Annotated in this window: 27 protein-coding genes (1 of these 27 only partly in view); 9 read left to right on the top strand and 18 right to left on the bottom strand. The window is 68.1% G+C overall.

The window, feature by feature from the left end:
- The 4 genes from ABVN73_RS05555 to ABVN73_RS05540 all read left to right on the top strand — a co-directional run.
- Window positions 1–2,530: the 3' portion of a Pls/PosA family non-ribosomal peptide synthetase gene (locus ABVN73_RS05555; RefSeq protein ID WP_353859280.1), read on the top strand. Its footprint begins 1,454 nt before the window's first position; only the last 2,530 of its 3,984 coding nucleotides appear in the window; its start codon lies beyond the left edge, outside the window; it ends in the stop codon at window positions 2,528–2,530.
- 238 nt (window positions 2,531–2,768) lie between these two features.
- Entirely contained in the window at window positions 2,769–4,403 is a 1,635-nt protein-coding gene (locus ABVN73_RS05550) for a fumarate hydratase (RefSeq protein ID WP_353859279.1), read from the top strand.
- Window positions 4,404–4,545: 142 nt separating this feature from the next.
- Complete coding sequence (locus tag ABVN73_RS05545) at window positions 4,546–4,812, top strand: hypothetical protein (protein WP_353859278.1); 267 nt, start codon at window positions 4,546–4,548, stop codon at window positions 4,810–4,812.
- 22 nt (window positions 4,813–4,834) lie between these two features.
- Window positions 4,835–5,524 carry an RluA family pseudouridine synthase gene (locus tag ABVN73_RS05540; RefSeq protein WP_353859277.1) on the top strand — a complete coding sequence of 230 codons (690 nt, stop codon included), beginning with the start codon at window positions 4,835–4,837 and terminating at the stop codon, window positions 5,522–5,524.
- Between the two features lie 36 nt (window positions 5,525–5,560).
- Here the strand turns inward: ABVN73_RS05540 and ABVN73_RS05535 are convergent, their stop codons facing one another.
- On the bottom strand, window positions 5,561–6,001 hold the full coding sequence (locus ABVN73_RS05535) for a DUF4383 domain-containing protein (protein ID WP_353859276.1): 441 nt from the start codon (window positions 5,999–6,001) through the stop codon (window positions 5,561–5,563).
- An 86-nt stretch (window positions 6,002–6,087) separates the two neighbouring features.
- Complete coding sequence (locus tag ABVN73_RS05530; protein ID WP_353859275.1) at window positions 6,088–6,372, bottom strand: 4Fe-4S dicluster domain-containing protein; 285 nt, start codon at window positions 6,370–6,372, stop codon at window positions 6,088–6,090.
- Between the two features lie 158 nt (window positions 6,373–6,530).
- Here ABVN73_RS05530 and ABVN73_RS05525 point away from each other — a divergent pair, with 158 nt between their 5' ends.
- On the top strand, window positions 6,531–7,994 hold the full coding sequence (locus ABVN73_RS05525; protein WP_353859274.1) for an ATP-binding protein: 1,464 nt from the start codon (window positions 6,531–6,533) through the stop codon (window positions 7,992–7,994).
- Here the strand turns inward: ABVN73_RS05525 and ABVN73_RS05520 are convergent.
- From ABVN73_RS05520 to ABVN73_RS05510, 3 genes are all read right to left on the bottom strand, one after another.
- Window positions 7,971–8,615, bottom strand: coding sequence for a response regulator transcription factor (locus ABVN73_RS05520; protein WP_353859273.1), 645 nt, complete (start codon window positions 8,613–8,615; stop codon window positions 7,971–7,973). The two genes, ABVN73_RS05525 and ABVN73_RS05520, sit on opposite strands and share 24 nt — an antisense overlap.
- Window positions 8,616–8,903: 288 nt before the next feature.
- A complete protein-coding gene (locus tag ABVN73_RS05515; RefSeq protein ID WP_353859272.1) occupies window positions 8,904–9,944 on the bottom strand; it encodes an OmpA family protein in 1,041 nt (346 codons plus the stop codon).
- Between the two features lie 419 nt (window positions 9,945–10,363).
- The gene (locus tag ABVN73_RS05510; protein WP_353859271.1) at window positions 10,364–10,579 is read right to left on the bottom strand and encodes a hypothetical protein; all 216 of its coding nucleotides are present in this window, start codon (window positions 10,577–10,579) and stop codon (window positions 10,364–10,366) included.
- A 195-nt stretch (window positions 10,580–10,774) separates the two neighbouring features.
- Between ABVN73_RS05510 and ABVN73_RS05505 the strand changes: the two genes are divergently transcribed.
- Complete coding sequence (locus tag ABVN73_RS05505; protein ID WP_353859270.1) at window positions 10,775–11,029, top strand: hypothetical protein; 255 nt, start codon at window positions 10,775–10,777, stop codon at window positions 11,027–11,029.
- A gap of 129 nt (window positions 11,030–11,158) precedes the next feature.
- Here ABVN73_RS05505 and ABVN73_RS05500 read toward each other — a convergent pair whose 3' ends face one another.
- The 7 genes from ABVN73_RS05500 to ABVN73_RS05470 form a co-directional block, all read right to left on the bottom strand.
- The gene (locus tag ABVN73_RS05500; protein ID WP_174440041.1) at window positions 11,159–12,259 is read right to left on the bottom strand and encodes a branched-chain amino acid ABC transporter substrate-binding protein; all 1,101 of its coding nucleotides are present in this window, start codon (window positions 12,257–12,259) and stop codon (window positions 11,159–11,161) included.
- 173 nt (window positions 12,260–12,432) lie between these two features.
- Window positions 12,433–12,792, bottom strand: a complete 360-nt coding sequence (locus tag ABVN73_RS05495) for a DUF6867 family protein (RefSeq protein WP_353859269.1) — start codon at window positions 12,790–12,792, stop codon at window positions 12,433–12,435.
- On the bottom strand, window positions 12,792–13,502 hold the full coding sequence (locus ABVN73_RS05490; protein WP_353859268.1) for an ABC transporter ATP-binding protein: 711 nt from the start codon (window positions 13,500–13,502) through the stop codon (window positions 12,792–12,794). Before ABVN73_RS05490 ends, ABVN73_RS05495 begins: the two co-directional genes overlap by 1 nt.
- 3 nt (window positions 13,503–13,505) lie before the next feature.
- Window positions 13,506–14,390 carry an ATP-binding cassette domain-containing protein gene (locus ABVN73_RS05485; protein WP_353859267.1) on the bottom strand — a complete coding sequence of 295 codons (885 nt, stop codon included), beginning with the start codon at window positions 14,388–14,390 and terminating at the stop codon, window positions 13,506–13,508.
- Window positions 14,390–15,907 (bottom strand): high-affinity branched-chain amino acid ABC transporter permease LivM, encoded by a 1,518-nt coding sequence (livM, locus tag ABVN73_RS05480; protein WP_353859266.1) that lies wholly within the window; start codon window positions 15,905–15,907, stop codon window positions 14,390–14,392. Before livM ends, ABVN73_RS05485 begins: the two co-directional genes overlap by 1 nt.
- Window positions 15,908–15,911: 4 nt before the next feature.
- A complete protein-coding gene (locus tag ABVN73_RS05475; protein WP_353859265.1) occupies window positions 15,912–16,817 on the bottom strand; it encodes a branched-chain amino acid ABC transporter permease LivH in 906 nt (301 codons plus the stop codon).
- Between the two features lie 400 nt (window positions 16,818–17,217).
- On the bottom strand, window positions 17,218–18,012 hold the full coding sequence (locus ABVN73_RS05470) for a hypothetical protein (protein ID WP_353859264.1): 795 nt from the start codon (window positions 18,010–18,012) through the stop codon (window positions 17,218–17,220).
- A 256-nt stretch (window positions 18,013–18,268) separates the two neighbouring features.
- Here ABVN73_RS05470 and ABVN73_RS05465 point away from each other — a divergent pair, with 256 nt between their 5' ends.
- Entirely contained in the window at window positions 18,269–19,237 is a 969-nt protein-coding gene (locus ABVN73_RS05465; protein WP_353859263.1) for an ROK family protein, read from the top strand.
- Here the strand turns inward: ABVN73_RS05465 and ABVN73_RS05460 are convergent.
- The 5 genes from ABVN73_RS05460 to ABVN73_RS05440 all read right to left on the bottom strand — a co-directional run bounded on the left by ABVN73_RS05460 (window position 19,209) and on the right by ABVN73_RS05440 (window position 24,215).
- Complete coding sequence (locus tag ABVN73_RS05460; RefSeq protein ID WP_353859262.1) at window positions 19,209–19,592, bottom strand: hypothetical protein; 384 nt, start codon at window positions 19,590–19,592, stop codon at window positions 19,209–19,211. The genes ABVN73_RS05465 and ABVN73_RS05460 overlap by 29 nt on opposite strands.
- Before the next feature lie 155 nt (window positions 19,593–19,747).
- Window positions 19,748–21,433 carry a glycosyltransferase family 39 protein gene (locus tag ABVN73_RS05455; RefSeq protein ID WP_353859261.1) on the bottom strand — a complete coding sequence of 562 codons (1,686 nt, stop codon included), beginning with the start codon at window positions 21,431–21,433 and terminating at the stop codon, window positions 19,748–19,750.
- On the bottom strand, window positions 21,430–21,753 hold the full coding sequence (locus ABVN73_RS05450) for a lipid-A-disaccharide synthase N-terminal domain-containing protein (protein WP_353859260.1): 324 nt from the start codon (window positions 21,751–21,753) through the stop codon (window positions 21,430–21,432). The genes ABVN73_RS05455 and ABVN73_RS05450 overlap by 4 nt, the downstream gene beginning before the upstream one ends.
- 31 nt (window positions 21,754–21,784) lie before the next feature.
- Entirely contained in the window at window positions 21,785–22,543 is a 759-nt protein-coding gene (locus ABVN73_RS05445; RefSeq protein WP_353859259.1) for a glycosyltransferase family 2 protein, read from the bottom strand.
- A gap of 103 nt (window positions 22,544–22,646) precedes the next feature.
- On the bottom strand, window positions 22,647–24,215 hold the full coding sequence (locus ABVN73_RS05440; RefSeq protein ID WP_353859258.1) for a Do family serine endopeptidase: 1,569 nt from the start codon (window positions 24,213–24,215) through the stop codon (window positions 22,647–22,649).
- Between the two features lie 522 nt (window positions 24,216–24,737).
- On the opposite strand from ABVN73_RS05440, the gene ABVN73_RS05435 reads away from it, so the two are divergent.
- Together ABVN73_RS05435 and ABVN73_RS05430 are read left to right on the top strand one after the other, a co-directional pair.
- Entirely contained in the window at window positions 24,738–25,574 is an 837-nt protein-coding gene (locus ABVN73_RS05435) for a hypothetical protein (protein WP_353859257.1), read from the top strand.
- Window positions 25,575–25,805: 231 nt separating this feature from the next.
- Entirely contained in the window at window positions 25,806–26,030 is a 225-nt protein-coding gene (locus ABVN73_RS05430) for a ChaB family protein (protein ID WP_353859256.1), read from the top strand.
- A gap of 63 nt (window positions 26,031–26,093) precedes the next feature.
- Here ABVN73_RS05430 and phoU read toward each other — a convergent pair whose 3' ends face one another.
- Complete coding sequence (gene phoU / locus ABVN73_RS05425) at window positions 26,094–26,804, bottom strand: phosphate signaling complex protein PhoU (RefSeq protein ID WP_353859255.1); 711 nt, start codon at window positions 26,802–26,804, stop codon at window positions 26,094–26,096.
- Window positions 26,805–26,855 lie beyond the last annotated feature (51 nt).

The raw sequence follows: 26,855 nt of genomic DNA, 5'->3' as shown, positions 1-26,855 counted from the left end.
CAAGGCCGACCGCAAGGCGCTTCAGGCCGCCCCGCTGACCGACGACACCGGCCCCGGCGAACAGGACGAGCCGCAGACCCCGACCGAGGCCGCCCTCCTGGAGGCCGCCAAGCGCGTCTTCCCCGGCCAGGCGGTCCCGCTGGAAGCCGACTTCTTCATGGATCTGGGCGGGCATTCGCTGCTCGCCGCGCGGTTCGTGTCGGCGGTGCGGGAAACCCGCCATCTCGACGGGCTGACCCTGCAGGACGTCTACGGCGCCCGCAGCCTGCGCGCCATGGCCGAGCGGCTGGACGCCCGCGCGCCGCGCGGCGGCAACGGCGGCGGGGCGGAGCGCAAGGACCGTTCCTTCACGCCGCCTCCCCTGCTCCGCCGCTTCCTCTGCGGTGCGGCGCAAGCGGCGGCCCTGCCCGTCATCCTGGCGCTGATGACGGCGCAGTGGCTGGGCGTCTTCGTCAGCTACATGCTGCTGTCCGGCGAGGACGCCAATTTCCTCCAGGAAATCGTCACGCTGCTCGGCGTCTACATGGTCATCAACGCGGCCACGGTGGTGATCGCCGTCGCGGCCAAGTGGCTGGTCATCGGGCGGACGAAACCCGGTCGCTACCCGCTGTGGGGCGCCTACTACTACCGCTGGTGGCTGGCGCAGCGCTTCATCAGCCTCGTCCATCTGAAATGGTTCCAGGGCTCCCCGGTCATGCGGGTCCTTCTGCGCGCGCTCGGCGCCAAGGTGGGCGACGAGGCGCTGATCGGCGAGTTCGAGTCCGGGGCCATCGACCTCGTCACCATCGGGGCCGGCGCCTCGATCGGCGGCAAGGTGAAGCTGGCAAACGCCGAGGTGATCGGCAACGAGCTGGTCATCGGCGCGGTGGAGATCGGCGCGGACGCCTATGTCGGCACCTCCTGCGTCATCGGCGTGGACGCGGTGGTCGGTCCCGGCACGGAGCTGGCCGACCTGACCGCGCTGCCCGCCGGCGCCCGCACCGGCGCCTATGAGCGTTGGGACGGCTCGCCCGCCCGCCGCATCGGCAGCGTCGACCGGGCGGAGCTGCCCGCCACGGCGACCGCCGGACGGCTGCGCCGCGGGCTGAACGCCGCCTTCTACACGGCGATGCTGCTTGCCCTGCCGCCGATCTCGCTGATGCCCATCTTCCCGGCCTTCTACCTGTTCGACAATCTGGACGGGGTGCTGGGGTCGGTCTTCGGTGTCAGCTACCTCTATTATCTGCCGCTGATCGCCTGGCCGACGGCCATGGCGCTGGTCGCGGTGACGGTCTGCATGATCGCCGCGGTGCGCTGGATTGTCCTGCCGCGCGTCGAGGCCGGCACCTACTCGGTGCACAGCGGCTTCTATCTGCGGAAATGGATGGTGGCGCTGTCCACCGAGGTGATGCTGGACACGCTCAGCTCGCTCTACGCCACGGTCTACATGCGGGCGTGGTACCGGCTGATGGGCGCCAAGATCGGCAAGGACGCCGAGATCTCCACCAACCTCGCCGGGCGCTACGACCTCGTCGAGATCGGCGAGAAGTGCTTCATCGCCGATGAGGTGGTGCTGGGCGACGAGGACATCCGTCGCGGCTGGATGTTCCTGAAGCCGGTGAAGACCGAGGCGCGCGTGTTCGTCGGCAACGACGCGGTGGTGCCGGCAGGCGCCAGCATCCCCACGGGTTCGCTGATCGGCATCAAGTCGAAGCCGCCCGGCAACGAGGCGATGTCCGCCGGAGAGACGTGGTTCGGCAGCCCGCCCATCAAGCTGCCGGTGCGCCAGCGCTTCGACGGGGTCGGCGCCAACTGGACCTACGAGCCATCCAAGGCCCGGCGCCTGGGCCGCGCGGTGTTCGAGGCCTTCAGCCTGTCGATGCCGACGATGCTGTTCATCACCTTCGGCACGCTGGCGGTCGAGCTGTTCGCCCCGGCCATCCTGGAGCAGCGCTACGGCGCCTTCCTGGCGCAGTTCCTCGGGGTCAGCGTCGCCATCCCGGTCGCGATGGTGGCGGTGGTCATCCTGGTGAAGTGGCTTCTGATGGGCCGCTACGCGCCGACCGTCAAGCCGATGTGGTCCTGGTGGGCCATGAAGACGGAAGCGGTGGCGGTGCTCTACTGGGGGCTCGCCGGCAAGGTGCTGCTCGACCATCTGCGCGGCACGCCGATGCTGCCCTGGGTGCTGCGCCTGTTCGGCACCAAGTTCGGCGAAGGCGTCTTCATGGACACCACCGACATCACGGAGTTCGACTGCGTGTCGGTCGGCGATTACAGCGCGGTGAACGCCCTGTCGGCCCTGCAGACGCACCTCTACGAGGACCGCGTGATGAAGGTCGGCTGCGTGAAGGTCGGCCGCGGCGTCACCATCGGCGCCGGCTCCACGGTGCTGTACGACACCAGCGTCGGCGATTACGCCCATCTCGGCCCGCTGACCCTGGTCATGAAGGGCGAGGAAATCCCGGCACATACGGAATGGGCCGGCGCTCCGGCGGAGCCGGTGACCGAGGCCCGGCCCGAGTTGACGGCACAGTTCAAGAGCGCCGCGTAAGTCACTGTCCATATTGAGCGGCTGCGGCCCGGCATCCAACGCTTCGGCGGTGGGGCCGGGCCGCGGCGTTTCCGGGCCCGGCCAACGCCCTTTCCTTATCGCCGCAGGGCGTTCCGTTCCCGTTGTGCGGCGGGCGCAGGGGTGTATAACGGTGCGCGAGCGTGGCCCTGGCCCTTTTGCGCGCTGCCGCGCGCCGCATCGGGGCCTGTGACCCAAGAACAGGAAGGAAGCCCCCCGAATGCGCGATGACATCAGCCCCGCCCGCGGCGCCGCGACGCTGTTCCCGCTGGCCAAGGACGACACGACCTACCGCAAACTGACCTCGGACTACGTCTCGGTGGTCGAGTTCGACGGCGAGCAGATCCTGAAGGTGGAGCCGGAGGGCCTGCGCCTGCTGGCCGAAGAGGCTTTCAAGGACATCAACCACCTGCTGCGTCCCGGCCATCTCGGCCAGATCCGCGCGATCCTCGACGATCCGGAAGCCTCGCCGAACGACAAGTTCGTGGCGCTGGACCTGCTGAAGAACGCCAACATCGCCGCGGCCGGCACGCTGCCGATGTGCCAGGACACCGGCACCGCCATCATCATGGGCAAGAAGGGCCGCCGCGTCTTCACCAAGGGCGGCGACGAGGCCGCCCTGTCGGAGGGCGCCCGCGACGCCTATCTGAAGCGCAACCTGCGCTACAGCCAGCTCGCCCCGATCTCCATGTATGAGGAGAAGAACACCCGCAACAACCTGCCGGGCCAGGTCGAGATCTACGCGGAGGGCGAGGACGCCTACAAGTTCCTGTTCATGGCCAAGGGCGGCGGGTCGGCCAACAAGACCTTCCTGCATCAGGCCACCCCGTCGGTGCTGGCGCCGGACCGGCTGCTGAAGTTCCTCGAGGACAAGATCCGCTATCTCGGCACCTCGGCCTGCCCGCCCTACCACCTCGCCATCGTCATCGGCGGCCTGTCGGCGGAGCAGAATCTGAAGACGGTGAAGCTGGCCTCGGCCCGCTACCTCGACAACCTGCCGACCGAGGGCGGTGAGGACGCGCACGCCTTCCGCGACCTCGCCATGGAAGCCGAGGTGCACAAGCTGACCCAGACCATGGGCATCGGCGCCCAGTTCGGCGGCAAGTATTTCTGCCACGACGTCCGGGTCATCCGCCTGCCGCGCCACGGCGCCTCCATGCCGATCGGCATCGGCGTGTCCTGCTCGGCCGACCGTCAGGCGGTGGGCAAGATCACCAGGGACGGCATCTTCCTGGAGCAGCTGGAGACCGATCCGGCCAAGTACCTGCCGGAGATCACCGACGGCGATCTGGCCGGCGAGGTCGTCAAGATCGACCTCAACCAGCCGATGAGCGAAATCCTCGCCACGCTGACGCAGTATCCGATCCGCACGCGCCTGTCGCTGACCGGTCCGCTGATCGTCGCCCGCGATCTCGCCCATTCCAAGCTGCGCGCGCGGCTGGACGCCGGCGAGCCGCTGCCGGATTATTTCAAGAACCACCCCATCTACTACGCCGGCCCGGCCAAGACCCCGGAGGGCTACGCCTCGGGCTCCTTCGGCCCGACGACCGCCGGGCGCATGGACAGCTTCGTCGAGCAGTTCCAGGCGGCGGGCGGCTCGATGGTCATGCTGGCCAAGGGCAACCGCAGCCCGGAAGTGACTGCGGCCTGCAAGGCGCACGGCGGCTTCTATCTGGGTTCCATCGGCGGCGCCGCGGCCCGTCTGGCCCAGGACTGCATCAAGAAGGTGGAGTGCATCGAGTATCCGGAACTCGGCATGGAAGCCATCTGGCGCATCGAGGTCGAGGACTTCCCAGCCTTCATCATCGTCGATGACAAGGGCAACGACTTTTTCAAGGAACTGAAGCTGGCCTGACGCCCGGCCTTCCCATTCCCTCCCCGGCGTCCGCCTGCGCGCAATCCGACGGTTGGCGCCGGCGCAATTGGCGGACCGATGGTCCGCCGAGAGCGGGGGAGGGTCCGGCCGGGGGCCATTGCCCGCAAAGCGAGGCCCCGCCATGCCCGATGCCCCGACCGCCAGGACCGCCGACGCCCCGCGCCGCGCCCTGTGCGCCACCGAGGTCATCGTTGATCGGCGCTTGATCCGCCGTCGCGCCCCGGCGGAACCCGTGCTGACGGACACGCTCGCGGCCCAGGTGGCGGGCGATGCGCACGCGCCGGAAACGGTCCGGACGGTGCTGCTGGCGCTGGCCGCGATCCGGCCCGATGTGCTGACAACCGTTGACGAAGCCGCCTTCAACCCCGAAGAGGATGAGGAAGACTGACCGACTCGTCCGTTAAGGCATCATGACACCCGAACAGATCCAGGCCCGCGTTCTCTACCGCGACGGGCTGATGCTCATCATCGACAAGCCCGCCGGCCTGCCCGTCCACGCCGGTCCGGGCGGTGGTCCCAATCTGGAGCGCCATTTCGACGCACTGCGCTTCGGCTTTCCGAAACCACCGGGGCTCGCCCACCGGCTGGACCGCGACACCGCCGGCTGCCTGATCCTCGGGCGTCACCCGAAAGCCCTGCGCAAGCTGGGCAAGCTGTTCCAGGACGGCAAGGTCGACAAGACCTATTGGGCGGTCGTCGCCGGCGCCCCGCCGGAGGAGCGGGGGCGCATCGAGCTGCCGTTGAAGAAGGTCACCAACAAGACCGGCGGCTGGCGGATCGTCGTGGCCGACGATGGGCAGAGCGCCGTCACCGATTACCGGGTGCTGGGCCGCGGCGACGGCACGACGTGGCTGGAACTGAAGCCCCACACCGGGCGCACGCACCAGATTCGTGTGCATTGCGCCACGGCGCTGGGCTGCCCGCTGCTCGGCGATCCGCAATATGGCGGGCCGGAGGGGCATCCGCTGCATCTGCAGTCGCGGGCCATCTCGCTGCCCCTCTACCCGTCACGCGAGGCGGTCGGCGCGGTGGCGCCGGTTCCGCCCCACATGCGCGCGGCGCTCGCCGCCTGCGGATTCCAGGGAGACGACCCGGCCTGACGGCCGGGCCTCCGATCGCTCTCATCCCACCGGCGGTCAGGCCCGCCACTCGGCGCGCTTCTCCGTGCCGACGTCCGTCTCATGCACCATGAAGCCGACATAGCCGGCGACGATGGCCAGGACGGCGTGCAGCCAGATGTCGTTGCCGTGCAACGGCACCAGACCGAACAGCGTGTTCAGACCCGGAATGAAGCCGAGAACGGTCAGGGCGGCGTAGGCGACGGCCACGCTGCGCAGATAGGTGCGCGAGGCGAGGCGGCTGGAGAAATAGGCAAAGAAGCCCCACAGGCCGAACAGCAGATGCACGATGTTGTGCAGCAGATTCACCGGGAACAGCCCGAGCAGATAGCCGTGGAAGGACTCGACCGCGAGGACCATGCCTTCCGGGGGCGGGGACAGGAAGGTCGGAATGAAGCCCAGTATGCCGATGGCCGTAAAGGCCGCGGCGTAGACCAGCGTTACGTTGCGCCACCACATGTGTTTCTCCGTTGGCAGACAGGGGGGTGAATCCGCCTTACCAACAGAGGGTTTAGAAGCAGCGTTCCCAGTTCAGACCGGCAATCTCAAGCGGCCGCCTCCATCGTGACGGCCTTGACCGGGCACACGCCCGCGCAGTCGCCGCAGCCGGTGCAGTTTCCCTCCTCGATGACCGGCAGCCAACGGCCGCGCCCCAGCGGGCGGAAACGGATCGCGCCGCGGTCACAATGGTCGCCGCACATCCGGCAATCGGTCCCGGTGTAGGACAGGCACGCCGCACCGATGCGCGCCTGCAATGCCTGCTGCGCTTCGGACGGAACGGACTCGGGGCGGAAGCGTCCCCGGAACAGATCCGCGCGACTGATCGCCATGAGTGGCCGCCCTCCCCTTCCTGATCCGCTGCCCAAGGATCGCTGCGTTCGTTTTCTGCATTCGCGAATGCCGAGCATCGGCTATGGCGGTACAGTAATCCTTCGTGCATAACCCGGCCTTGATCATCGTCAAGGTCCGCACCGGAAGGACGGACGGCATGGTCCCCATCGGCAACACCACGGCGCGCTGGATGACGCTTCGCTACGGGCTGGCGCTCGGGGTGATCGCGCTGTGCACGCTGGCCGGTTTCATCATGACCGAGCGGGTCATCGACCAGCACGCCGACATGCTTGAGGTGGTGAACATCTCGGGGCGCCAGCGCATGCTGTCCCAGCGCACCGCGTTGCTGGCCGAGCAGCTCCGCAACGCCCCGACCGACGCCGAACGGAGCGCCTTGACCGCCCGACTGGCCGAGGCGACCGACATGTTCGAGAACGCCCACCGGCGCCTGACCGGCGCCGACGAGGGACCGGCCATGGGCAAGGACGTGCGGCGTCTCTATTTCGACGGGCCGGAACCGCTGAACGATCTGGTCCTCCGCCACATCGCCGCGCTCCGGGCGGTGATCGCCGCCGGTCCCGCCGGCCTGCCCCCCGGGATGCCCGAGGCCGACCTTGTCACCCATCAGGCGCTCGGGCCGTTGCTGGCGGGGTTGGAGCACATGGTGGCGCGCTACCAAGAAGCGGGCGAGCGCGGCTTCGCCACCCTGCACAATCTGGGCTTCGCCGCCCTGATCCTGACCCTGCTGACGCTGTGCGCCGAGGTCCTGGTGATCTTCCGCCCGATGGTCCGGCAGGTGCAGAATCAATTCGCCGACATCACCCGAATGACCCAGGCGCTGGAGCAGACCAACGCCACCCTGGAGGCCCAGGTGCGCTCCCGCACCGCCGAGCTGCACACGGCGAAGGTGGCGGCGGAGCAGGCCCATCTGGCGAAGTCGCGCTTCCTCGCCCACGCCGGGCACGACCTGAAGCAGCCGCTGCAGGCCATCAACATGTTCACCGGCATGCTGGAACGGCAGCTCGACAAGCCCCGCGCCCTGGCGCTGGTGAAGGACTTGCGGCTGGCCCAACGCTCCATGCACGACCTGCTGAACGCCATCCTGGAGATCTCGAAACTGGAATCGGGGGTGGTCGAGCCGAAGCCCGCCGACGTCACCTTGTCCGCCCTGTTCGACCAGCTCGAAGCGGAGTTCACCGGGATCGCCGAGGACAAGGGGCTGCGGCTGCGCGTCGTTCCGACGGATCTGTCGGTGCGGACGGACCCGTTCCTGCTGGAGCGCATCCTGCGCAACCTTCTGACCAACGCCGTGCGCTACACGGAACAGGGAGGCGTGCTGATGGGCTGCCGGCGCCGCGGCGACACGGTGTGGATCGAGGTCTACGACACTGGGCGCGGCATCGCGGAGTCCGACCGCCGGCGCATTTTCGAGGAATTCGTGCAGCTCGACCGTCCCGACCGCGACCGCAGCGAGGGGATCGGGCTGGGGCTGGCCATCGTCGACCGGCTGGCCCGCCTGCTCGGCCACCCGCTGGAGCTGCGCTCGGCCGAAGGGCGCGGCACGGTGTTCGCCGTGGGGGTTCCCCTGGTCCGCAGCCTACACGAGACGGTCGCGGCCTGATTCCTTGACCAGCAGCACCGCCTGGGTCCGGCTTCCCACCCCGAGCGCCTTCAGCACGCCGGTGACGTGGGTCTTGACGGTGGACAGGTTCAAGCCCAGCCGCTCGCCGATCTCCTGGTTCGACAGGCCCTGGGCCAGCAGGTCCAGCACCTCCAGCTGGCGGCGGGTCATGCCGTCGAAGACGCTCGGCTCCTGCGGCTTGGCGGCGGCCGGCGCCTGGGCGATCCCCGGCATGCCGAGGACCGGCGGCACATAGGACCCGCCGGCCATGACCAGACGCAGGATGTTCACGACCAGCACGTCGTCGGTGGATTTGGGGATGAAGGCCCGCACCCCGCGCGACAGCACGGCGCGCATCTCGTCCGGCGAGTCGATCATCGAGAAGACGACGACCGGCACCGGCGCCACCCGCTTCACCACCGCCTCCACGTCGTCCAGGCCGCCGAGGCCCGGCATGCGCAGATCCATGATGACGAGGTCGTAGCTCCCCTGGTCCAGCAACTGGGTCAACTGGCCGAAGCTGGTCGCCGCGGCCACGTTGGCCTGTTCGTCCAGTTCGCCGACCAGATGGGTCAGGCCGCTGCGAACAATGGAGTGATCGTCGGCGATCAATACCTGCATGACAACCCTGCTTCGGCGAAGGCGGCTGGAGGGGATGACCCGATGGGACAGGGTCCGCTGGGACCGGGCCGGCCTCGGTCGTCTCAAACCAAAGTGCGGCTTCCGGTATGAACCTCATACGCCGACCGGAGGTTTCATGCCACAATTGATGCATGATTCCGCGAAGCCGCGCGTGTTTCTCCCTCATAAGGGAGTGGTGCTGACAGGAAAAGGGCGTCGCGGTGGCGACGCCCTTTTCCTGTCCTGATCGCGCCGACCGGTCCCGACGGGGACCGGCGGCCCGTCGGCTCACTGCACGCGGATGAGGATCTGCGCGCGGCGGTTCGACGGCTCGCGGACGTTCGCACCGGTGTTCACCAGGAGCTGGGTCTCGCCCTTGCCCTCGACGGTGATCTGGTTGGCGGCGACGCCCTTGCCGACCAGCGCGTTCTTCACCGCGTCGGCGCGGCGCAGCGAGAGGCGCTGGTTGTAGGCCGGCGAACCCGACGTGTCGGTGTGGCCGACCACATGGATGCTGACCGCCCGCACCTGACCGGCGGAGGCGGCGGCATCGCCGATGATCTTGTCGGACGCCGCGGTGATGTTGGCCTTGTCCCAGTCGAAGAACACCAGATACTCCGACTGCGGCTGCGCCTGCACCGGAGCCGCCGGAGCGATGGGAGCCGCCGCGGGGGCGGCCGCCGGAGCGCCGAAGGTGTAGCGCAGGCCGGCCATGACGGTGTGGTTCTGGTACTCGCCCTTCACGGTGGAGCTGGCGAGGCCGGCCGGGCCGCCCAGATCGAACTTCGGATCGAGCGTCGCGAAGTAACGGTAGTCCAGCGTCAGCGCCAGATTCTGGCTCAGCGCGTAGGACACGCCGGCGATGCCCTGGTAGGCGAAGACCCAGTCGCGGTCATCGAAGCCGCCGAGGTCCAGACGGACCTGGGCGATACCGGCGCCGACGCCGATGTAGGGCGTGAATGCGGTGCCGGTGTTGATGTCGTACAGCACGTTGCCCATGAAGGCGAGCGAGCTGGCCTTGCCGCCCAGACCGTTCACCGCCGCGTTGGAGCTGTCGGTGCTGTCGATCGCGTTGCGCCAGCGCCAGGCGAACTCCAGCTCGGCGCGCGGGCCGGCGGCGGTCGCGTAGCCGGCGGAGATGTCGCCGATCCCGCCCAGCTTGAAGCTGGTGCTGGCGTCGGTCGGGGTGTTTTCGAAGCGCAGATCGGCGTCGCGCGTCCAGTTCACGCCGGCGCCGGCGCCGACGTAAAAGCCCTCGGTCGCGGCCATGGCGGCGGTCGGCAGCATCGCCGCGAGCGCCGTTCCGAGCAGAATCCCACGCAGAGTCATTTTCTTCTTCCTTTGTTCACGGCGTTGCCGGGGCTGTCGAAGCGAACCGTTCGAAGGGCGGGTGTCTGGCGACGCCAGCCTTCATCGGGCGAGCCCGCCGCATTCCGTCGGCGGTTGAAACGTCATGAACCGGAAATAACAGCAACCACTCACCGTCACAAGTGCCCCGCGAAAGGATGCACAGAGATGTTGCATTTCTGCATTACCCGAACGTTCGTCGCGGTCTTCCTATTCATTTGCGATCAAAGCAATCGCTTGTCGAATTTCTCTTAATACTATCGGATAGGGTCATGACTTTTGGGGTGGGTTTGCGTCTAGGCCCAGCAATCCGGACGCACGAAAACGCCCCGCTTTCGGCAGGGGCGGCGTTTCCGCGGCGACGTTGCTCAAGGGGTGCGCAGGCGACGCCGGCGCTCGGGTCAATCCTGCGGTTCTGCGACCATCTCGAACTGGGTGGGATCAAGCAGGGCGGACACCGCCAGGGTTTTCAAGGTCTTATGGTCATCGGACCGCTGCAGTTGGGCATGCTGGGTGCCCAGCCCATCCTTGCGGATGGCGATCACCTGCCAGATTCCACCGCTCGGCCCCAGTTTGCGGAACATCTGGCCTTCGACGACTTCGCGCTTTCTGCGCATATCCGATCTCCAAAACCCAAAACGTCAGACCCGCGAACGATGCGGGTACGGCAGACCATACAAACACCAAACCGCCCCCGCTTGGCGAGTGTCCGCTGCGCGCCCCATGCATACCGGAGCCAGGATGTAGCGGTGCTGCAACAACCGTCTTCGCACCTGCGGAACAATCCGTCGATCCGGCGTGTTAATGCCGTCATGAAAATCGATCACGACGTGCTCCTGTTCGCGACCCGCCTCGTGGAAGAACTGGGCGAGTCCGCCATCCGCATCAGCCGCGTCCGCCTCGTCGAACTCACGGCTGCCAACAACCTGCGCGCCGCCGCCTTCTGGCGGGATGTGATGCAGACCTCGGAGAAGCTTCTGGCGGAGCGCTCCCCGGCCTTGGCGCCTCCTCCGACATCCCCTCCGATGGCGTCTCCACTGCCTCCGTCGATGACCGCCACCCTCTGATCCGCCCGGCGGGCACAACGTCAAGCGAAACACGTCACGCGAAAGGCCCGGCGGTTTCCCGCCGGGCCTTCGCGTGACTTCGTTTTCCTTGGAAAACGGATCCTACGACCGGATTTTTGGCCTGCCGGCTTACTTGACCTGGGCGTACTGGCCGTTGTTCCAGCGGTACCAGACATAGGCCGGCGAGGTCACGTCGCCCTTGGCGTCGAAGCCGATCTTGCCGATCACCGTGTTGTAGCTGTTCTTGCGCAGCACGTCGGCGATCTTGGCCGAGTCGGTCGAGTTGGCCTGCTTGGCCGCCTCCGCCCAGATCTGCAGGGCGGCGTAGGTGTAGAGGGTGTAGCCCTCCGGCTCATAGCCGGCCTTGCGGAACTTCTCAACGGCTTCCTTGGCCTCCGGCATCTCGCGCGGGTCCGGACCGAAGGTCATCATGGTGTTCTCGCCGGCCGGGCCCGTGATGGCCCAATACTCGTTGGTCACCAGCGCGTCGCCCGACACGATCGGAGCGTTCAGGCCCTGATCCTTCATCTGGCGGGCCAGCAGGCCGGCCTCGGTGTGGTAGCCACCGACATAGACGACGTCGACGGCTTCCTGCTTCAGCTTGGACACCAGAGCCGAGTAGTCCTTCTCACCCGCCGTGTAGGCTTCGTAGATCTTCTCCTTCTGGCCGCCGGCGTTCAGCGCCTTCTGCGTCTCGTCGGCGAGGCCCTTACCGTAGGCCGACTTGTCGTGCAGGATCGCGACGTTCTTGCCCTTGTAGTTGTCCAGCAGATACTTGCCGGCGATCTGGCCCTGCTGGTCGTCACGGCCGCAGACGCGCAGAACGTTCTTCAGACCCTGCTCGGTCAGCTTCGGGTTGGTCGAGGCCGGGGAGATCTGCAGGACGCCTTCCTCGGCGTAGACCTGCGAGGCCGGGATCGAGGAACCCGAGCAGAAGTGGCCGGCGACGAACTTCACGCCCGCCTTGGCGAGCTGGTTCGCCACGGCGACGGCCTGCTTCGGGTCGCAGGCGTCGTCGCCCACTTCCAGCTTCAGCTTCTGGCCCAGGACACCGCCGGCGGCGTTGATGTCGGCGACCGCCTGCTCCATGCCCTTCTTCATCTGCTCGCCGAAGGTGGCGTACTGGCCGGTGATCGGGCCGGCGGTCGCCACCGCGATGTCGGCCTTCGCCACCGAGGCGGTCATAGCGGTCGCCGCAACCGCAACGAGGAGGGAAAGCTTGTAGTTCATAGTTTCGTTGGCTCCCTGTTATGAGTCGTACGCCGGCCCCGCGGGGGCCTTTTCACCGGTCCCCCAAGGGCTGGGGGCGCCGGTGCCGACAAGGTTCCACTATAGTCCGATCATCGCCAAGTGCGACAGTTTCACCCGCGTCCCAATCCCGATCGGACCCATGGAATTCGCAATCACTGCGCGAGCGTTCCGCCGACGCGTTCGCGCCAGCCGAAGGGTCCCGAACGCTCGTACAGCCAAGGATACTGGGACACCATCCGGCGCGCCATCGAAATGCGGTACGTGGTCAGGGTGATCGCGCCGATCACCAGGGTGTGCACCACGAATCCATACACCGACAGGAGCTGGCCGCCGAACAGGCCCCAGACCAGGAACCGGTCGCCCAGACCCAGCAGGACGGAATAGGCGATGGCGCTGGACACCGGCTTCCAGCCCTCGGCCAGGGTCTGGCCGGTCAAAACGCCGCAGCCGCCGAACACCAGGACCGTCAGGCCCAGGAACACCGGCAGAGAGGACCCGAGAACGCCGTCCATCAGTGACCTCCCTCCAGATAGGCCGAACGCACTTCCTCGTTCGCCAGCAGTTCCGCGCCGGTCCCCGACATGGTGACCTTGCCGTTGACCATCACATAGCCGCGGTGGGCGAGCTTCAGCGCGTGGAAGGCGTTCTGCTCGACCATGAACACGGTCATCTTCTGTTCGCGGTTGATGTCCTTCACCGCCTGGAAGATCTGCTTCACCACCAGCGGGGCGAGGCCCAGCGACGGCTCGTCCAGAAGAAGCAGCCGAGGCTGGCTCATCAACGCGCGGCCGATGGCCAGCATCTGCTGCTCGCCGCCCGACATGGTGCCGGCGCGCTGCCCGATGCGCTCCTTGAGGCGCGGGAACAGCGTCAGGACCCGCTCCAGCTCGTTGGCGAAGCTGCCGGGCTTGGCGGTGATGGAGCCCATCTGCAGGTTCTCCAGCACGCTCATGCGCGGGAAGATCCGGCGGCCTTCCGGCGACTGGGCGATGCCCAGGCGGACCAGCTCGTAGGTGGGCATCTGCGTGATGTCCTGCCCCTCGAAGATGATCCGGCCCATGCGGGCGCGCGGACTGCCGCAGATGGTCATGAGAAGTGTGGACTTGCCGGCGCCGTTGGCGCCGATCAGCGAGACGATCTCGCCGGCCCCGATCTCGATATCGACCCCCTTCAGCGCCTCGATGGCGCCGTAGAAGGTGTGGACGCCCGATACCTTCAGCATGGCTCAGGCCCCCTCCTCGGCTCGCTTGGCGACCTCCGGCAGGTCGGCCTTGACCTCCGGCGGCAGTTCCTCGTCCTCTTCCTCGCCCAGATAGGCGCGGATGACCGCCGGGTCGTTCTTGACGAAGGCCGGATCGCCGTCGGAAATCTTCCGCCCGTAATCCAGCACCACGACATGGTCGGAAATGGTCATCACCACGCTCATGTCATGCTCGATCAGCAGCACGCCGATCTTATGCTCGTCGCGGATGTAGGTGAGCAGCTCGGCCAGTTCGCCCGACTCGCGCGGGTTGAGACCCGCCGCCGGCTCGTCCAGGCAGAGCATCACCGGCTCGGTGCACATGGCGCGGGCGATCTCCAGCCGGCGCTGGGCGCCGTAGGGAAGATTGCCGGCCTCCCAGTCCGCGAACTCCAGAAGCCGCACGCGGTCCAGCCAGTATTTGGCGAGATCGACCGCCTCCCGCTCCGTCCGGGTGTAGGACGGCAGGCCGAGCAGGCCGGCGATGGAGAAGCCCGAGGCGCGGATCAGCTTGTTGTGCTGGGCGACGATCAGGTTCTCCAGGACGCTCATGCCGCCGAACAGGCGGATGTTCTGGAAGGTGCGCGCGACGCTGGCCTTCTGCGAGATGCGGTAGCCCGGCATCCGCTCCAGCAGGAACTCCTTCCCGTCGGCGTGGCGCAGCGTCAACCGGCCCACCGTGGGGGTGTAGAAGCCGGTGATGCAGTTGAACAGCGTGGTCTTGCCGGCGCCGTTCGGGCCGATGATCGCGGTGATCTCGCCGTTGTTGGCCGAGAAGGAGACGTCGTTCACCGCCACAAGGCCGCCGAAGCGCATGGTGAGGTGTTCGACCGTCAGCAGGGGCGTGGTGGTCATGGGATGGGTCGTCATCACTTCGCGCTCCCCCCGGCGATGCCCTGGCCGGCGGCGGCGGCGGTGCCCGCGGCGGGTCCGCCGCTTCCGCCCTTGGGACGGCCGTGCAGGAGGATGGTCGGATCGCGGTGGGCCAGCAGGCCGCGCGGACGCCACAGCATGATCAGCACCATGCCCATGCCGAACGTCAGCATGCGGTAGTCGGCCAGTTCACGGAAGGCTTCCGGCAGGCCGATGACCAGAAGGGTCGCCACGACGACGCCGATCTGGCTGCCCATGCCGCCCAGCACCACGATGGCGAGGATGATCGCCGATTCGATGAAGGTGAAGCTCTCCGGGCTGATGAAGCCCTGGCGGGTGGCGAAGAAGGACCCGGCGAATCCGCCGAACATCGCCGCGATGGCGAAGGCCGCCAGCTTCATGTTCGTGCGGTTGATGCCCAGCGAGGCGCAGGCGATGTCGTCCTCGCGCAGGGCTTCCCAGGCGCGGCCCAGCGGAAGCTTGCGGACGCGCATGGTGAACAGGTTCACCACCAGGGCCAGCACCAGGATCAGGTAATAGAGGAAGATGATCCGGTGCAGCGGGCTGAACTCCAGGCCGAACAGCTCGTGGAAGGCCGCCGTGCCCTCCGCCGGGGTCCGCGTGAAGTCGGCGATGCCGAAGAAGCTCGGGCGCGGAATGCCGGAAATGCCGTTGGGGCCGCCGGTGAACTGGTACCAGTTGATCAGGATGATGCGGATGATCTCGCCGAAGCCCAGCGTCACGATGGCGAAATAGTCGCCGCGCAGCCGCAGGACCGGGAAGCCCAGCAGCACGCCCGACAATGCCGCCAGCAGGCCGGCCAGCGGCAGGCAGACCCAGAAGCTGAAGCCGAAATAATGGGCCAGCAGCGCGTAGGAGTAGGCGCCCACGGCGTAGAAGGCCACGTAGCCGAGGTCGAGCAGGCCGGCGAGGCCGACCACGATGTTCAGCCCCCAGCCCAGCATGATGTAGGTCAGCAGCAGGATGCCGATGTCCAGCAGCTGGCGGTCGGCCAGCGGCGTGAACGGGAAGGCCAGGGCCACGACGACGGCGATCGGGCCGAGCCAGCGCGAGGCGTGCTGCACCTGCGCGGCGATGTGGTCCATCCGCTTGTCGCGCTCCGCCTGCGACAGCTTGGAGCGGCCGGTGCGGATGGCCAGGATGGCGCGGATCGCGATGACCGTGCCGCCGCCGATCAGGATGACCCGCAGGGCCTCCGTCGGCATTGCGATGAAGAAGCCCGCCGCGGTGGCGGCGGCGGCCAACACCAGGACGGTCACGGCGTGGCCTTCGCGGATCAGGCAGAGTCCGAGACGGCCGAGGAAGACCAGACCGACGGCGGCGGCCACCTCGTTCCAGCGGGTCTCCAGCCCGAGGCCGGTGGGTCGGTCCACCGTGCGCAGGCCGACCAGCGGGATGGTCAGGAGAAGGGCGACGAAGGCGGTCATCGCCGCCTCCTTCAGGATCGCGGGCCAGGCGATGGCCCGCGGCGAGGACATGGAAATCGCGGTCATGGCCTCACACCTTCTCGATTTCCGGACGGCCCAGCAGGCCGGTCGGGCGGAAGATCAGGACGAGCACGAGAATCGTGAAGGTCGCCACGTCTTTCCATTCGCTGCCCATGTAGCCCGACCAGAAGGCTTCGATCAGGCCGATGACCACGCCGCCCAGCATGGCGCCCGGCAGCGAGCCGATGCCGCCGAGCACGGCGGCGGTGAAGGCCTTAACGCCGGCCAGGAAGCCGATGTAGAAGTCGATCACGCCGTAGATCAGCAGGACCATCATGCCCGCCACAGCGGCCAGGGCGGCGCCCATGACGAAGGTCAGCGAGATGACGCGGTCGACGTTGACGCCCAGCAGGCCGGCCATCTTCTTGTCCTGCTCGCAGGCGCGCTGGGCGCGGCCGAGCGAGGTGCGGGTGATGAGCTGGGTGAAGCCGTACATCAGCGCGATCGTGATGACGATCGTCGCCAGACGCACGTAGCTGACCGACACCGCGCCGTCCATCAGGGTCAGGTTACCCGGCAGGATCGGCTGCAGCGGCTTGCTGCGGGCACCCTGCAGGATCTGCACGTAGTTCTGCAGGAAGATCGACATGCCGATCGCCGAGATCAGCGGCGCCAGACGCGGCGAGTTGCGCAGCGGGCGGTAGGCGATGCGCTCCACCGTCCATCCGTAGACGGCGGTGAACAGCATCGATGCGACCAGCATGACGAGAAGGGCCAGCGGAACCCAGGTGATCCCCAGGCTGCCAATGGCCAGGAAGGTGATGAGGGCCACGAAGGCGCCGATCATGTAGATCTCGCCGTGGGCAAAGTTGATCATGCCGATGATGCCGTACACCATCGTGTAGCCGATCGCGATGAGGCCGTAGATGGCGCCCAGCGACAGGCCGTTGATCAGCTGCTGAAGAAAATATTCCATTGTCTTACCTCGCCTCGGCGCGATGCGCAGGCTTCGGCGAGCGAGACAAGCGCGCTCGTACACCAGTCACGTGAAGTGCCACTCCCCGAATTGGCTTACCCATGCTCTTGAGCGCGGGGCCAAGATTGTTGTGTGAGCGGAACGTTAGCCCAGCGGCTCTCAACAGAGCAAGAGGGCAAACCCGCACTCTATCTGCGGTAATACCAATTTTCCGAGAATTTGCAATATCGATTCATGTCAGTTCCGTGAACTTTGCGCTTGATTTCTACCATAGCGAATGCACCGCACAAAAAAACCCTCTTCACTGGGGTGAAGAGGGCTTCGCAACAACTGTGCCACTGCTGCGATGCATGATGCCGGTCCGCGTGTGAGAGCCGGCATCACCATCGCTGCCGGCTGGTCAGCGCTTGGCGGAAACAACCTGCGCCTTCGCAGGCTCCTTGGGCTTTCCGGGGGCCTTGGCCGTCGCCTTGCCGGTCGACTTGGACGGCGCCGCCGCGCTGCCGCTGCGCGAGGCCGGGGCCTGGGCGACGTCGTAATTCACGTCCGGGTTGCTGACGACCTGCACGTCGCACAGCGGCTTTGACGACAAATGCATCAGGCCGGCGCTTTTTTCATCGCCGGTCAGGACGCGGATGTCGTCCGCCGTCAGGTCCATCGCCGCCTTGGAGCGATCCACGAAGTTGGCGCAATAGAGCCCGGTGCCGATCACCGCGGCGCGGCGGCTGATCTCGTTCGCCAGCTCGGTGCGGTACATGTCGAACTGCCGCGTCGCGTTGCCGCCGCCCTTCTTGCGGAAGTGGTCGATCATCGACGCTTCCGAATTGGAGATCAGCGAGCGGTTCTTGATGGTGAAGTCCTGGTACAGGTTGAATGGCTTCTTGTCCGGATTCACCTGCTGGCAGGTCAGGCCGACCACCATCATCTCGGTGTGCATGCGGATGGTCTGCTCCGCGGCGTGCTCGGCGCGGCTGTAGCAGGCGCCGGGCTTGGCCGCGGCGGCCTTGGACGCGGTGCTCTTGGCGGAAGCCGGCTTCGCGGTGGCCTTCGCAGCCGTTTTCTCGGCCGCCGGCTTCGCCGCCTCCTTGGCGGCGGCCGGCAGCGCGGCGCCGGCGAACAGCACGGCGAGGCCGACGGCGGCGGCGCTGCGCAAGGTGAAGGAAGGAATGCGATGGGCGGCGCGCTGGCGATTCATCGTTGGTCCGGCTCCGGTGGCCCTGATTGACGGGCGGAATCCGACGGATCACGCCCTCTCCTTCGCTGGTTCTACAAGATCCCGACAGACGGTCAACCCATATCGCCCAGGCGAAGACCATTTGTCCCAGCCTGTGGCGCGGCCGTCGCCGGCGCTGCCGGGCGGTTGCTTGTCTTGCGGGTCGTCGGTCTTTCCCAGTATTGCAACAGCACCGGCGTCCGTCTGTGACGCGGGCCACAGATCAGGGCATTTTTCCATGAAACGCACCGGCGGTTCCCCCTCGGCCATCCGCATCGGCATCGACCTCGGCGGCACGAAGACGGAGGGAATCGCGCTCGGCGCGGCCGGCGAGGAGCGCGCCCGCATCCGTGTCCCCACCCCGCGCGGCGACTACGGCGCGACGGTGCGGACCATCGCGGATCTGGTGGCGCGGCTGGAGAGCGCGACGGGGGCCTCGGGGGCCACCGTCGGAATCGGCATTCCCGGCGCCATTTCTCCGGCGACCGGGCTGGTGAAGAACGCCAACTCGACCTGGCTGATCGGCAAGCCCTTCGACCGCGACCTCGCCACGGCGCTGCGGCGGCCGGTGCGGGTCGAGAACGATGCCAACTGTCTGGCCGTGTCGGAGGCGGCGGACGGCGCCGGGGCCGGCTGCGGCGTGGTCTTCGCGGCGATCCTCGGCACCGGTTGCGGGGCGGGAATCGTCGTGGACGGCCGTCCGCTGGGCGGCCGCAACGCCATCGGCGGCGAGTGGGGGCACAATCCCCTGCCCTGGCCCATCGACGGGGAGCGCCCCGGACCGGCCTGCTACTGCGGCAAGGCCGGCTGTCTGGAAACCTTCGTGTCCGGCCCCGCCGTCGCCGCCGACCACCGCCGCGCCACCGGGGTGGAGCTGACCGCGGAGGCCATCGCCACCCAGGCGGAACGCGGCGACGCCGCGGCCCGCGCCACCCTCGACCGGCTGGTCGACCGGCTGGGGCGCGGGCTGGCGGGAATCGTCAATGTCCTGGACCCGGACGTGATCGTTCTGGGCGGCGGGCTGTCGAACCTGGACGTCCTCTACGCCGCCCTTCCCCCGGCCATCGCCCGCTGGGCCTTCACGGACAGCCTGGACACCCCTGTCCGCCGGGCCGTCCATGGCGATTCGAGCGGGGTCCGCGGGGCCGCCTGGCTGTGGCGGCCCGAGGAGGCCGCGGTCAACGCTCGAAATTGTACTCCGGATTGAGCGTCACCTCGCGCGGGGTGCCCGGCACGTTGTCGCCGCCACCGCCACGCCGCGCGGCGTTGGCCGCGCCGCGCCCGTCGCGGACCGGCGGCGTCAGCGAATTGGTCCGGGAGTAGGAGGGGGTGGCGCGGGCCGGATCGGTGCCGTAGCCGCGCGAGCCGGCGCGGAACTGCTCGCCGTTGCCCATGGCGCCCCAGTGGGACGGCCGGGGACCGGGGACCGGCTGGGCCTCCTCCATGCGGCGCATGTAGGGGCCGGTCGGAACCATCTCCTCATACACCCAGGAGGGATATTCCTGCCTTTGCGCTTCGGCGGGTGCGGCAAAGGCCAGCACCGCGAGGGTCGCTACAGTCATCGTTCGAAGCATGACACGGCGGCCTTCCATCCTTTTGCGTGTGGAAGGCCGATTCCGCCGGATGCGGCCGCGCATGTCCAGGGGGGAGGCGGGTTACTCAGCCCGCAGCCTCCATCCGGCAACCTCTATCGGGAGGACACCCCATTCCGGTCCGTTCAGGACCGCGCGGAGGCGTAGAGCGTCAGGGTGAGCCGCTTGCCGGTGTTGTAGTTGAAGCCGGTGAAACGGCCGAGCGGCACCGGCTCCGCCCCCTTCAGGGCGGCGCGGAACTCCGCCTCCTCCCGGTCGGTCACCAGGGCCAGCCCGCAGGACGGGTTCTCGGCAAGATGGGCGGCGGCGCCCGTCCCGTGGGTCAGGCGCGTGTCGGTCCCCAGCAAAAAGACGAGGCTCGGCTCCGAATAGCCGGCGGAGGCGACCACGCTGTCGGCGCAGGGGCGCACCGCCGCGACCGCCCTCGCGGCCTGCCGGCTGATCCACACGCCGTCGATTCCCGGCAGGACGGCGCCGTAGGTGCCGGCGTACAGAACGGCCGCCGCCGCCAGACCGGCCGCGAAGCCATGAGTCTCGCGGCGCTGGGCGAACAGGCGCACGGCCAGCGCGTACAGCACCAGGACCACCGGCAGCAGGGCGACCGCGACCGGATCGACGCGCCCGTCCACCAGATAGGGAATCACCGCGACCGCGATCGTCAGCGCGCCGAAGCCGATGGCCCCGAGGACGGTGGCGGCGGAGAACAGGCCCCAGCGCGGCGCCTCGGCGCGGCGCAGGAAATGCTCGCGCGCCGCGGCGGCGGTGAGGATGGCGATGGCCGGAAAGACCGGCAGCGTGTAGTGCAGCAGCTTGGTCGGGACCGCCTCGAACACCAGCCAGCTCGGGATGATCCAGGCGATGCAGAAGCGCACGGCGTCCGCCGCCGGGCCGCCGCCCTTGCGGTGGCGCCACGCCCAGGGAACGGCCAGCAGGGCCAGGAAGGACCAGGGCGCGAAGGTCACCCAGAAGGTGCCCAGGTAATAGCCGGGCGGCAGCCCCTTGGCCTCCTGCCCGCCGACCACCTTGCCCATCATGTCGTGGCCGACCGACTCCGCGAAGAAGGCGCCCTTGGTCTTGACCGTGATGGCGATCAGCCAGGGGGCGGCGATGGCCGCCACGATGGCGAGGCCGACCAGGGGCCGCAGCCGCTTCAGCCAACCGGCGCGGCGGTCCAGCACCGCCAGCACGAGCGCCGTGGTTCCCGACACCAGGAGAACGATGGGTCCCTTGATGAGGATGCCCACGCCCGCGGCGATCCAGAAGGCGAGCGGCGCCGCCCAGCCGGACCGCTCCGCATGGCGGTTCAGATAGAGGCTGGCCAGCGCCGCCTGCCCGATCACGATGGTGGACAGGAGCACCGCGTCGGTCTTCGCCATGCGGGCCTCGACGCCCAGCACGACGCAGGAGGCCATCATCAGACCGGCGAGGAACCCCACCGTCCCGCCGAACATCCGTGCCCCGGTCCAGGCCGTCGCCAGCACCGCCAGCACCGCCCCGATCAGCGAGGGGATGCGGAAGGTCCAGATCTCCTTCGGCATCCCGCCCGGCCCGTCGACCAGCCGCGTCGCCGCGGTCTGCAGCCAGTAGATGCCGACCGGCTTCTTGTGGCGCGCCTCGTCCTGGAAGCGGATGTCGACATAGTCACCGCTTTCCAGCATCTGGTGCGACGCCTGGGCGAAGCGCGCCTCGTCGCGGTCGAAGGGTGGCAGGTCGAAGAAGCCGGGCAGGAACAGCAGGACGCTGATCACCGCCAGGGCCAGATAGGCCAGGACCGGCAGGCGGCCGGCCGCGGTGTTCGACACCGCGCTCACGGCGAGCCCGCCGCGCCGCCGTTCCGGCGGTTGTTCAGGACGAAGTAGAGGTTCCGGAAATAGATGATGAGGCCCAGCCCCTGCCCGAACATGAACACCGGATCACCCCGCTGGATCGAATAGGCCAACAAAAGAACCCCGCCGCCGATCGAGAAATACCAGAAGAGGTCCGGCACGATGCTGCGCCGGGCGCGCTCGCTGGCGATCCACTGGACGACGAAGCGCATCATGAAGAGCGCCTGCGCGAAAAAGCCGACGCCGACCCAGATCAGGTCGGCGGTGCTTTGGCTCTGGTACCAGGCGATGGCGCGTTCGAGCATCGGGCGGCGGCCGGTCCGTCTGGAGAAGGGCTCAGCGGTCTTCGACCGCGGGCGACAGCGCGGTGCGCCGCTTCAGCCAATAGACGCCCAGCAGATCGACCACGCCGATCAGCCCGCGGCGCCAGTTGTTGTATTTGGACACGCCGCGCTCGCGAGGGCGGTGGTTGACCGGCACATAGGCGACCGGATGGCCGTGCGAGCGGAACAGGGCGGGCAGGAAGCGGTGCATCGCTCCGAAGAAGGGCAGATCGAGGAAGGCGTCGCGGCGGAACAGCTTCAGCCCGCAACCGCTGTCGGTGCAGCCGTCCTGGAGGAAGGATTGCCGCACCGCGTTCGCGAAGCGCGAGGCCAGCCGCTTCGACAGCGTGTCCTGCCGCTTCTTGCGCAGGCCGCCGACCAGCACCGGCGCGTCCGGACCGCCCTTGGCGGCCAGGGCGAACAGGGCTGGGATGTCGGCGGGGTCGTTCTGGCCGTCGCCGTCGAGGGTGGCGATCCACTCCCCCCGCGCCGCCTTGACCCCGGTGCGCACGGCCGCGCTCTGTCCGGACCGGCGGACGTGGCGGACCAGCCGCAGGCGGCCCGCGGCGACCACCGGCGCAAGGCGCGTCAGCGTGTCGTCGCTTGAGCCATCATCCACATAGATCACTTCGAAGGCGCGGCCCAGCACGGCGGCGGGCGAGAGCGCGCGCTCGATCTCCTCAAGGAGGGGAAGGACGTTTTCGGCCTCGTTGAAGACCGGAACCACGACCGACAGCCGCACGGGCGGACGGCCCTCGGAATCTACACTCACTGGATTAATCCCATTCGCCAAGTGGCGGGCAAATTACTCCCGCCGCCCGGCAAACGGTAGAGGAAAAGGTTGGGACAGACCCGGGGGCAGCCTCCGGCCGTCCTCAGCCCTTGCGGTCTTCGATGGGCATCGGCACGTAGCGCAGGTCGCCGTCGCGGCTGAGCAGCATCAGCACGGTCTTGCGCCCCTGGCTGCGCGCGTCGTCGACCAGACGGTTCAGGTCCTCCGGCGTTTTCACCGGCTCCTGCCCCGCCTCCACGATGACGTCGCCCGCTTCGATCCCGCGCTCGCTGGCGGCGCTGGCGTCGCCGACCTCGGTCACCACCACGCCCTCGACGTCCGGGTTGATGGAAAAACTGTCGCGCAGGCCGGGAGTCAGCTGCGACAGGGTCAGGCCGAGAACCTGTTTGGTGTCGATGGTCGTCTCCGGACGGGGCGCTCCGCTCGATCCGGACAGGGCGACCTGTTCCGGCGGCTCCAGCTCGCCCACCGTCACGGTCAGGGTTTCGGCCTTGCCCTCGCGCACCAGCTCCAGCGGGACCGCGGACCCGATCTTCGTCGCGGCGACAACGCGCGGCAATTCGCGCATCTGCTCGATGGACTCGCCGTTGAAGCGGGTGATGACGTCGCCCTGCCGGACGCCGCCCTTCCCCGCCGGGCCTTCCGGCGACACGCTGGTCACCAGGGCGCCCGCCGGCTGCTGCATTCCCAGGCTCTCGGCGATGTCCGGGGTCACGCTCTGCACCTGGACACCCAGCCAGCCGCGGCGCACCTGCCCATGGTCGCGCAATTGCTCGACGACCGGGCGCGCCACCGAGGACGGGATGGCGAAGCCGATTCCCACCGAGCCGCCGGTCGGTGAATAGATGGCCGTGTTGATGCCGATCACCTCGCCGTCGAGGTTGTAGAGCGGGCCGCCGGAATTGCCGCGGTTGATCGAGGCGTCGGTCTGCAGATAGTCGTCGTAGGGCCCCTGCTGGATGTCGCGCTGCCGCGCCGACAGGATTCCCGCGGTCACCGATCCGCCGAGGCCGAAGGGGTTGCCGATGGCGACCACCCAGTCGCCGACCCGCAGCGCCTCGCTGTCGCCCCAGGGGGCGGCGACCAGCGGCTTCTTGCTGTCGACCTTCAGAACGGCAAGGTCGGTCGGCCCGTCCACGCCCACCAGCTTCGCGGGCAGCTTCGTGCCGTCGTGCAGGGTGACGGAAATCTCCGAGGCTTCGGACACCACATGGCTGTTGGTGACCACGAAGCCCGCCGGGTCGATGATGAATCCGGAGCCCAGCGCCGCCGTCGGGCGCGGCGCCTGCTGCGGCTGTTGCGGCTGCCCGCGCTGGCGGTCGCGAAATTCGCGGAAGAACTCCTCGAAGGGCGAGCCGGGCGGAAATCCCGGAAGCTCCGGTCCGCGCGGCCCCGCCTGCGGACCGCCCTGCGGAGGCGCCTGCGTGGTGGATATGAAGACCACAGCGTCCAGCTGCTTCTCCGCAAGGTCGGCGAAGGTCGGGGGCGCGTTGGGCGGCAGGGCGGACGCCAGCGGCGGCGCGGCGGGCGGCGGAGCGGCGGCTCCCCCCGCATCCTGCGCGAATGCCGGTGCCGAAAAAGCCAGGATGGCGGCGAGAAGCCCCGCGGACACGGCGGGCACCGCCGAGCGCGATGCAGATCCGCTCGTCAATCCGGTCTTCAATCCGGCTGGGCGCCGGACGGAGCCGGACCGGGGCCGGAATCGATCGATGGAATGCGGCATGAAAAAACTCCGCCTGTCGGACAGCGTGCGCCATGCAAGGGGCGCCTGATGTCAACAGAACGCTCCGCAACGCATTCCGGCCCGCCGCGGATTTTCAAACCGAGTTGCAACCGCTTCCTGCACGACCGATTCGTGAAATACAGTTTTTAAAATTCTCGTCCGCGGATGTTCCTATGCGCTTCGCAGGAGCAACGGCTCAAGGCAATCCGGCCTTCGGACTAAGGCTCCGGCAACCCGCCTAAGCGCAATTTTTCCATACGGCGCAAAGTTCTTCTGGTATTTTCCCAGCAAGTTCCCGATATTCATCCATACCGACAACATCGCACGCAAAAACGGCTCCTGACGTGATGCTCGTGCACGCGCCCGCGTGCCGCTGCGTCGGAAGGCGCGCGATACGGCCCAAGCAGCGTACGCATGACTCAAAATTCACTTTGGCAACCGAGCGACATAATGAACGCAGAAACCGGGTCCGAACCGGAGGCTCCGAAGAAGCGCGGACGAATCCCCCAGTCGGCGTGGCCGCAAATTCTTGAGCGTTACCGTTCCGGCGTCACCCTGTCGGCGATCGCGCGTGAATTCGAATGCACGCCCAGCGCCATCTCCTACATCATCCGCAAGGCGGAAGCGGCCAGCGAGAAGGACGCGCCGGTAGAGGACGGTGCCGTCACCGACGACGTCGCGGAAGCGCCGGCCGGCGACGCCATGGCTGAGGAGCCGCCGCCCGCCCCCGCTCCGGAAGCCGTTCCGGAAGCGCCGGCGCCGGTGAAGCCCGCGCGCCGCGCGGCCGCGCCGGCTCCCGCTCCGGCCGCCCAGACCGCTGCACCGGCAGCGGCTCCGGCGGCTGTCCAGGCCGCGACTTCGCAGCCTGCGCCGGCGCAGCCGTCCGCTCCGGTCCAGACCGAGACCCTGCGGCTGAACCGTCCGGAATCGCAGCCGGCTCCCCAGCCGGCCCCGGTCCAGCCGGCGGCGGCTCCCGCCCAAGCCGCCGCCCAGCCGGCGACGGCGGCGGCGACGACGGATGCGAACCGCCCGGCCGGCACCAACCCGCCGCCGGTCGACGCCGTCGAGGCGCGGCTGCGCGACACCGCGCGCGGGTGCCTGAACGCCTACCGCGGGTGGCGCCAGCAGCCCGGCGAAGCGTCGATCCAGACGCTGTCGGAAGCGGTGCACGAATTGCGCAAGGCCTTGGCCCGCATCGAGATCGACATGTCCGCCAGCCGCCGCGAAGAGCAGGCGATCCGGCCCATTCCGATCCCGGCGCACCGCACCGCGCGCCGCACGCCGTAAGACAGGCCATCAGTACGGGTCGTCGCAACGCTGCCTGGGTCACCAAAAAGCCCTTCCCCACCGCTCGGGGAAGGGCTTTTTTCATGGCCGGATTTCGGCATCGATCCTTCGGCCTAATCCACTCCTCCCTCCCGCCTACCTCCAACGCCGCAGGAAAAAGCCCTACGGACTCCAGTGGAATAGCGGCTATACTGGCGACAACCAAGCAAGCATAAGCCGGAGGAACGCCCGATGACCTTCCGCCGAAACACCGAATTGCCCGAATCGGTGAAGCGATGCCTGCCGCCGCCGGCGCAGGACATTTACCGGTCGGCCTTCAATCACACTTGGCAGGGATGCCGGTCGCCGGACGCCCGTCAGGCCCTGCAGCGCGAGCGTCTGGCCCACAAGGTCGCCTGGGCCGCGGTTCGGCGGCGTTACGAACCGGATGGGAGCGGCTGGCGCCCCAAGCATTGAGGCGCCGAATCAAACCGCGACCGCCAGCCTGACCGGCCAGTGCGATGGGCGCGCGCTGCGCGCCTATTCCCGCTCCACCACCGTAAAGCTGCTGAGGTCGCCCTTGGCGCGCTCCTCGGACGGCAAGCGTCCCCGGACGATGTAGCAGATGTTTTCCGCGACGTTCGTGGCATGGTCCCCGGCCCGCTCGATGGACTTCGCCACGAACAGCAGATGGGTGCAGCCGGTAATCTGGGCTGGCGACTCCATCATGTAGGTCAGGAATTCGCGGAACAGGCTGGTGTAGGCCGCGTCGACTTGGCCATCCCGGTTGCGGACGGCCATCGCCCGTTCGGCGTCCTGTTCGTCATAGGCGGTCACCACGTCGCGGATCATGCCGAGCACCGTCTCGCCCATCCAGGCCAGCGACGCGACGGGCGGTTCCGTCGGCAGGTCCGCCAGGGTGACCGCGCGCTTGGCGACCGAGCTCGCAAAATCGCCCATGCGTTCCAGGTTCGAGGCGATCTTGAGCGCCGACACGATGTCGCGCAAATCCTTCGCCATCGGCTGGCGCAGGGCCAGCAACCGCACGCTCAGCGCCTCCAGTTCAAGTTCCAGCCGATCGATCTCGGCGTCCGCCTCGATCACCCGAGCGGCTTTCCCGGCGTCCCGCTCGGCGATGGCCTGCAGCGCGGCGGTGAACTGCTCCTCCACCCGCCGCCCCATGGTCACGATGATCTGATGCAGGTGCGCCAGTTCGGCATCGAAGGCCGCCACCGTGTGTCCCCCGGTCATTCCAAGCCCCCTCTTCCTTGTGTCTTCGCAGCCGCGCACCGGTCCGACGCC

The organism is Azospirillum formosense (assembly GCF_040500525.1).
GTDB classification, from domain to species: domain Bacteria; phylum Pseudomonadota; class Alphaproteobacteria; order Azospirillales; family Azospirillaceae; genus Azospirillum; species Azospirillum formosense_A.
This window is presented reverse-complemented; position numbering and strand designations above follow the sequence as displayed.

Bases quoted from the DNA above. Each gene is read 5' to 3' on its own strand.
- ABVN73_RS05465 (WP_353859263.1), top strand. From the start codon at position 18,269: ATGAAACGCACCGGCGGTTCCCCCTCGGCCATCCGCATCGGCATCGAC.
- ABVN73_RS05430 (WP_353859256.1), top strand. From the start codon at position 25,806: ATGACCTTCCGCCGAAACACCGAATTGCCCGAATCGGTGAAGCGATGC.
- ABVN73_RS05545 (WP_353859278.1), top strand. From the start codon at position 4,546: ATGCCCGATGCCCCGACCGCCAGGACCGCCGACGCCCCGCGCCGCGCC.
- livM (WP_353859266.1), bottom strand. From the start codon at position 15,907: ATGACCGCGATTTCCATGTCCTCGCCGCGGGCCATCGCCTGGCCCGCG.
- ABVN73_RS05520 (WP_353859273.1), bottom strand. From the start codon at position 8,615: ATGCAGGTATTGATCGCCGACGATCACTCCATTGTTCGCAGCGGCCTG.
- ABVN73_RS05515 (WP_353859272.1), bottom strand. From the start codon at position 9,944: ATGACTCTGCGTGGGATTCTGCTCGGAACGGCGCTCGCGGCGATGCTG.
- phoU (WP_353859255.1), bottom strand. From the start codon at position 26,804: ATGACCGGGGGACACACGGTGGCGGCCTTCGATGCCGAACTGGCGCAC.
- ABVN73_RS05450 (WP_353859260.1), bottom strand. From the start codon at position 21,753: ATGCTCGAACGCGCCATCGCCTGGTACCAGAGCCAAAGCACCGCCGAC.
- ABVN73_RS05510 (WP_353859271.1), bottom strand. From the start codon at position 10,579: ATGCGCAGAAAGCGCGAAGTCGTCGAAGGCCAGATGTTCCGCAAACTG.
- ABVN73_RS05550 (WP_353859279.1), top strand. From the start codon at position 2,769: ATGCGCGATGACATCAGCCCCGCCCGCGGCGCCGCGACGCTGTTCCCG.
- ABVN73_RS05540 (WP_353859277.1), top strand. From the start codon at position 4,835: ATGACACCCGAACAGATCCAGGCCCGCGTTCTCTACCGCGACGGGCTG.
- ABVN73_RS05485 (WP_353859267.1), bottom strand. From the start codon at position 14,390: ATGACGACCCATCCCATGACCACCACGCCCCTGCTGACGGTCGAACAC.
- ABVN73_RS05470 (WP_353859264.1), bottom strand. From the start codon at position 18,012: ATGAATCGCCAGCGCGCCGCCCATCGCATTCCTTCCTTCACCTTGCGC.
- ABVN73_RS05460 (WP_353859262.1), bottom strand. From the start codon at position 19,592: ATGACTGTAGCGACCCTCGCGGTGCTGGCCTTTGCCGCACCCGCCGAA.
- ABVN73_RS05490 (WP_353859268.1), bottom strand. From the start codon at position 13,502: ATGCTGAAGGTATCGGGCGTCCACACCTTCTACGGCGCCATCGAGGCG.
- ABVN73_RS05475 (WP_353859265.1), bottom strand. From the start codon at position 16,817: ATGGAATATTTTCTTCAGCAGCTGATCAACGGCCTGTCGCTGGGCGCC.
- ABVN73_RS05500 (WP_174440041.1), bottom strand. From the start codon at position 12,259: ATGAACTACAAGCTTTCCCTCCTCGTTGCGGTTGCGGCGACCGCTATG.
- ABVN73_RS05530 (WP_353859275.1), bottom strand. From the start codon at position 6,372: ATGGCGATCAGTCGCGCGGATCTGTTCCGGGGACGCTTCCGCCCCGAG.
- ABVN73_RS05525 (WP_353859274.1), top strand. From the start codon at position 6,531: ATGGTCCCCATCGGCAACACCACGGCGCGCTGGATGACGCTTCGCTAC.
- ABVN73_RS05495 (WP_353859269.1), bottom strand. From the start codon at position 12,792: ATGGACGGCGTTCTCGGGTCCTCTCTGCCGGTGTTCCTGGGCCTGACG.
- ABVN73_RS05535 (WP_353859276.1), bottom strand. From the start codon at position 6,001: ATGTGGTGGCGCAACGTAACGCTGGTCTACGCCGCGGCCTTTACGGCC.
- ABVN73_RS05505 (WP_353859270.1), top strand. From the start codon at position 10,775: ATGAAAATCGATCACGACGTGCTCCTGTTCGCGACCCGCCTCGTGGAA.
- ABVN73_RS05435 (WP_353859257.1), top strand. From the start codon at position 24,738: ATGAACGCAGAAACCGGGTCCGAACCGGAGGCTCCGAAGAAGCGCGGA.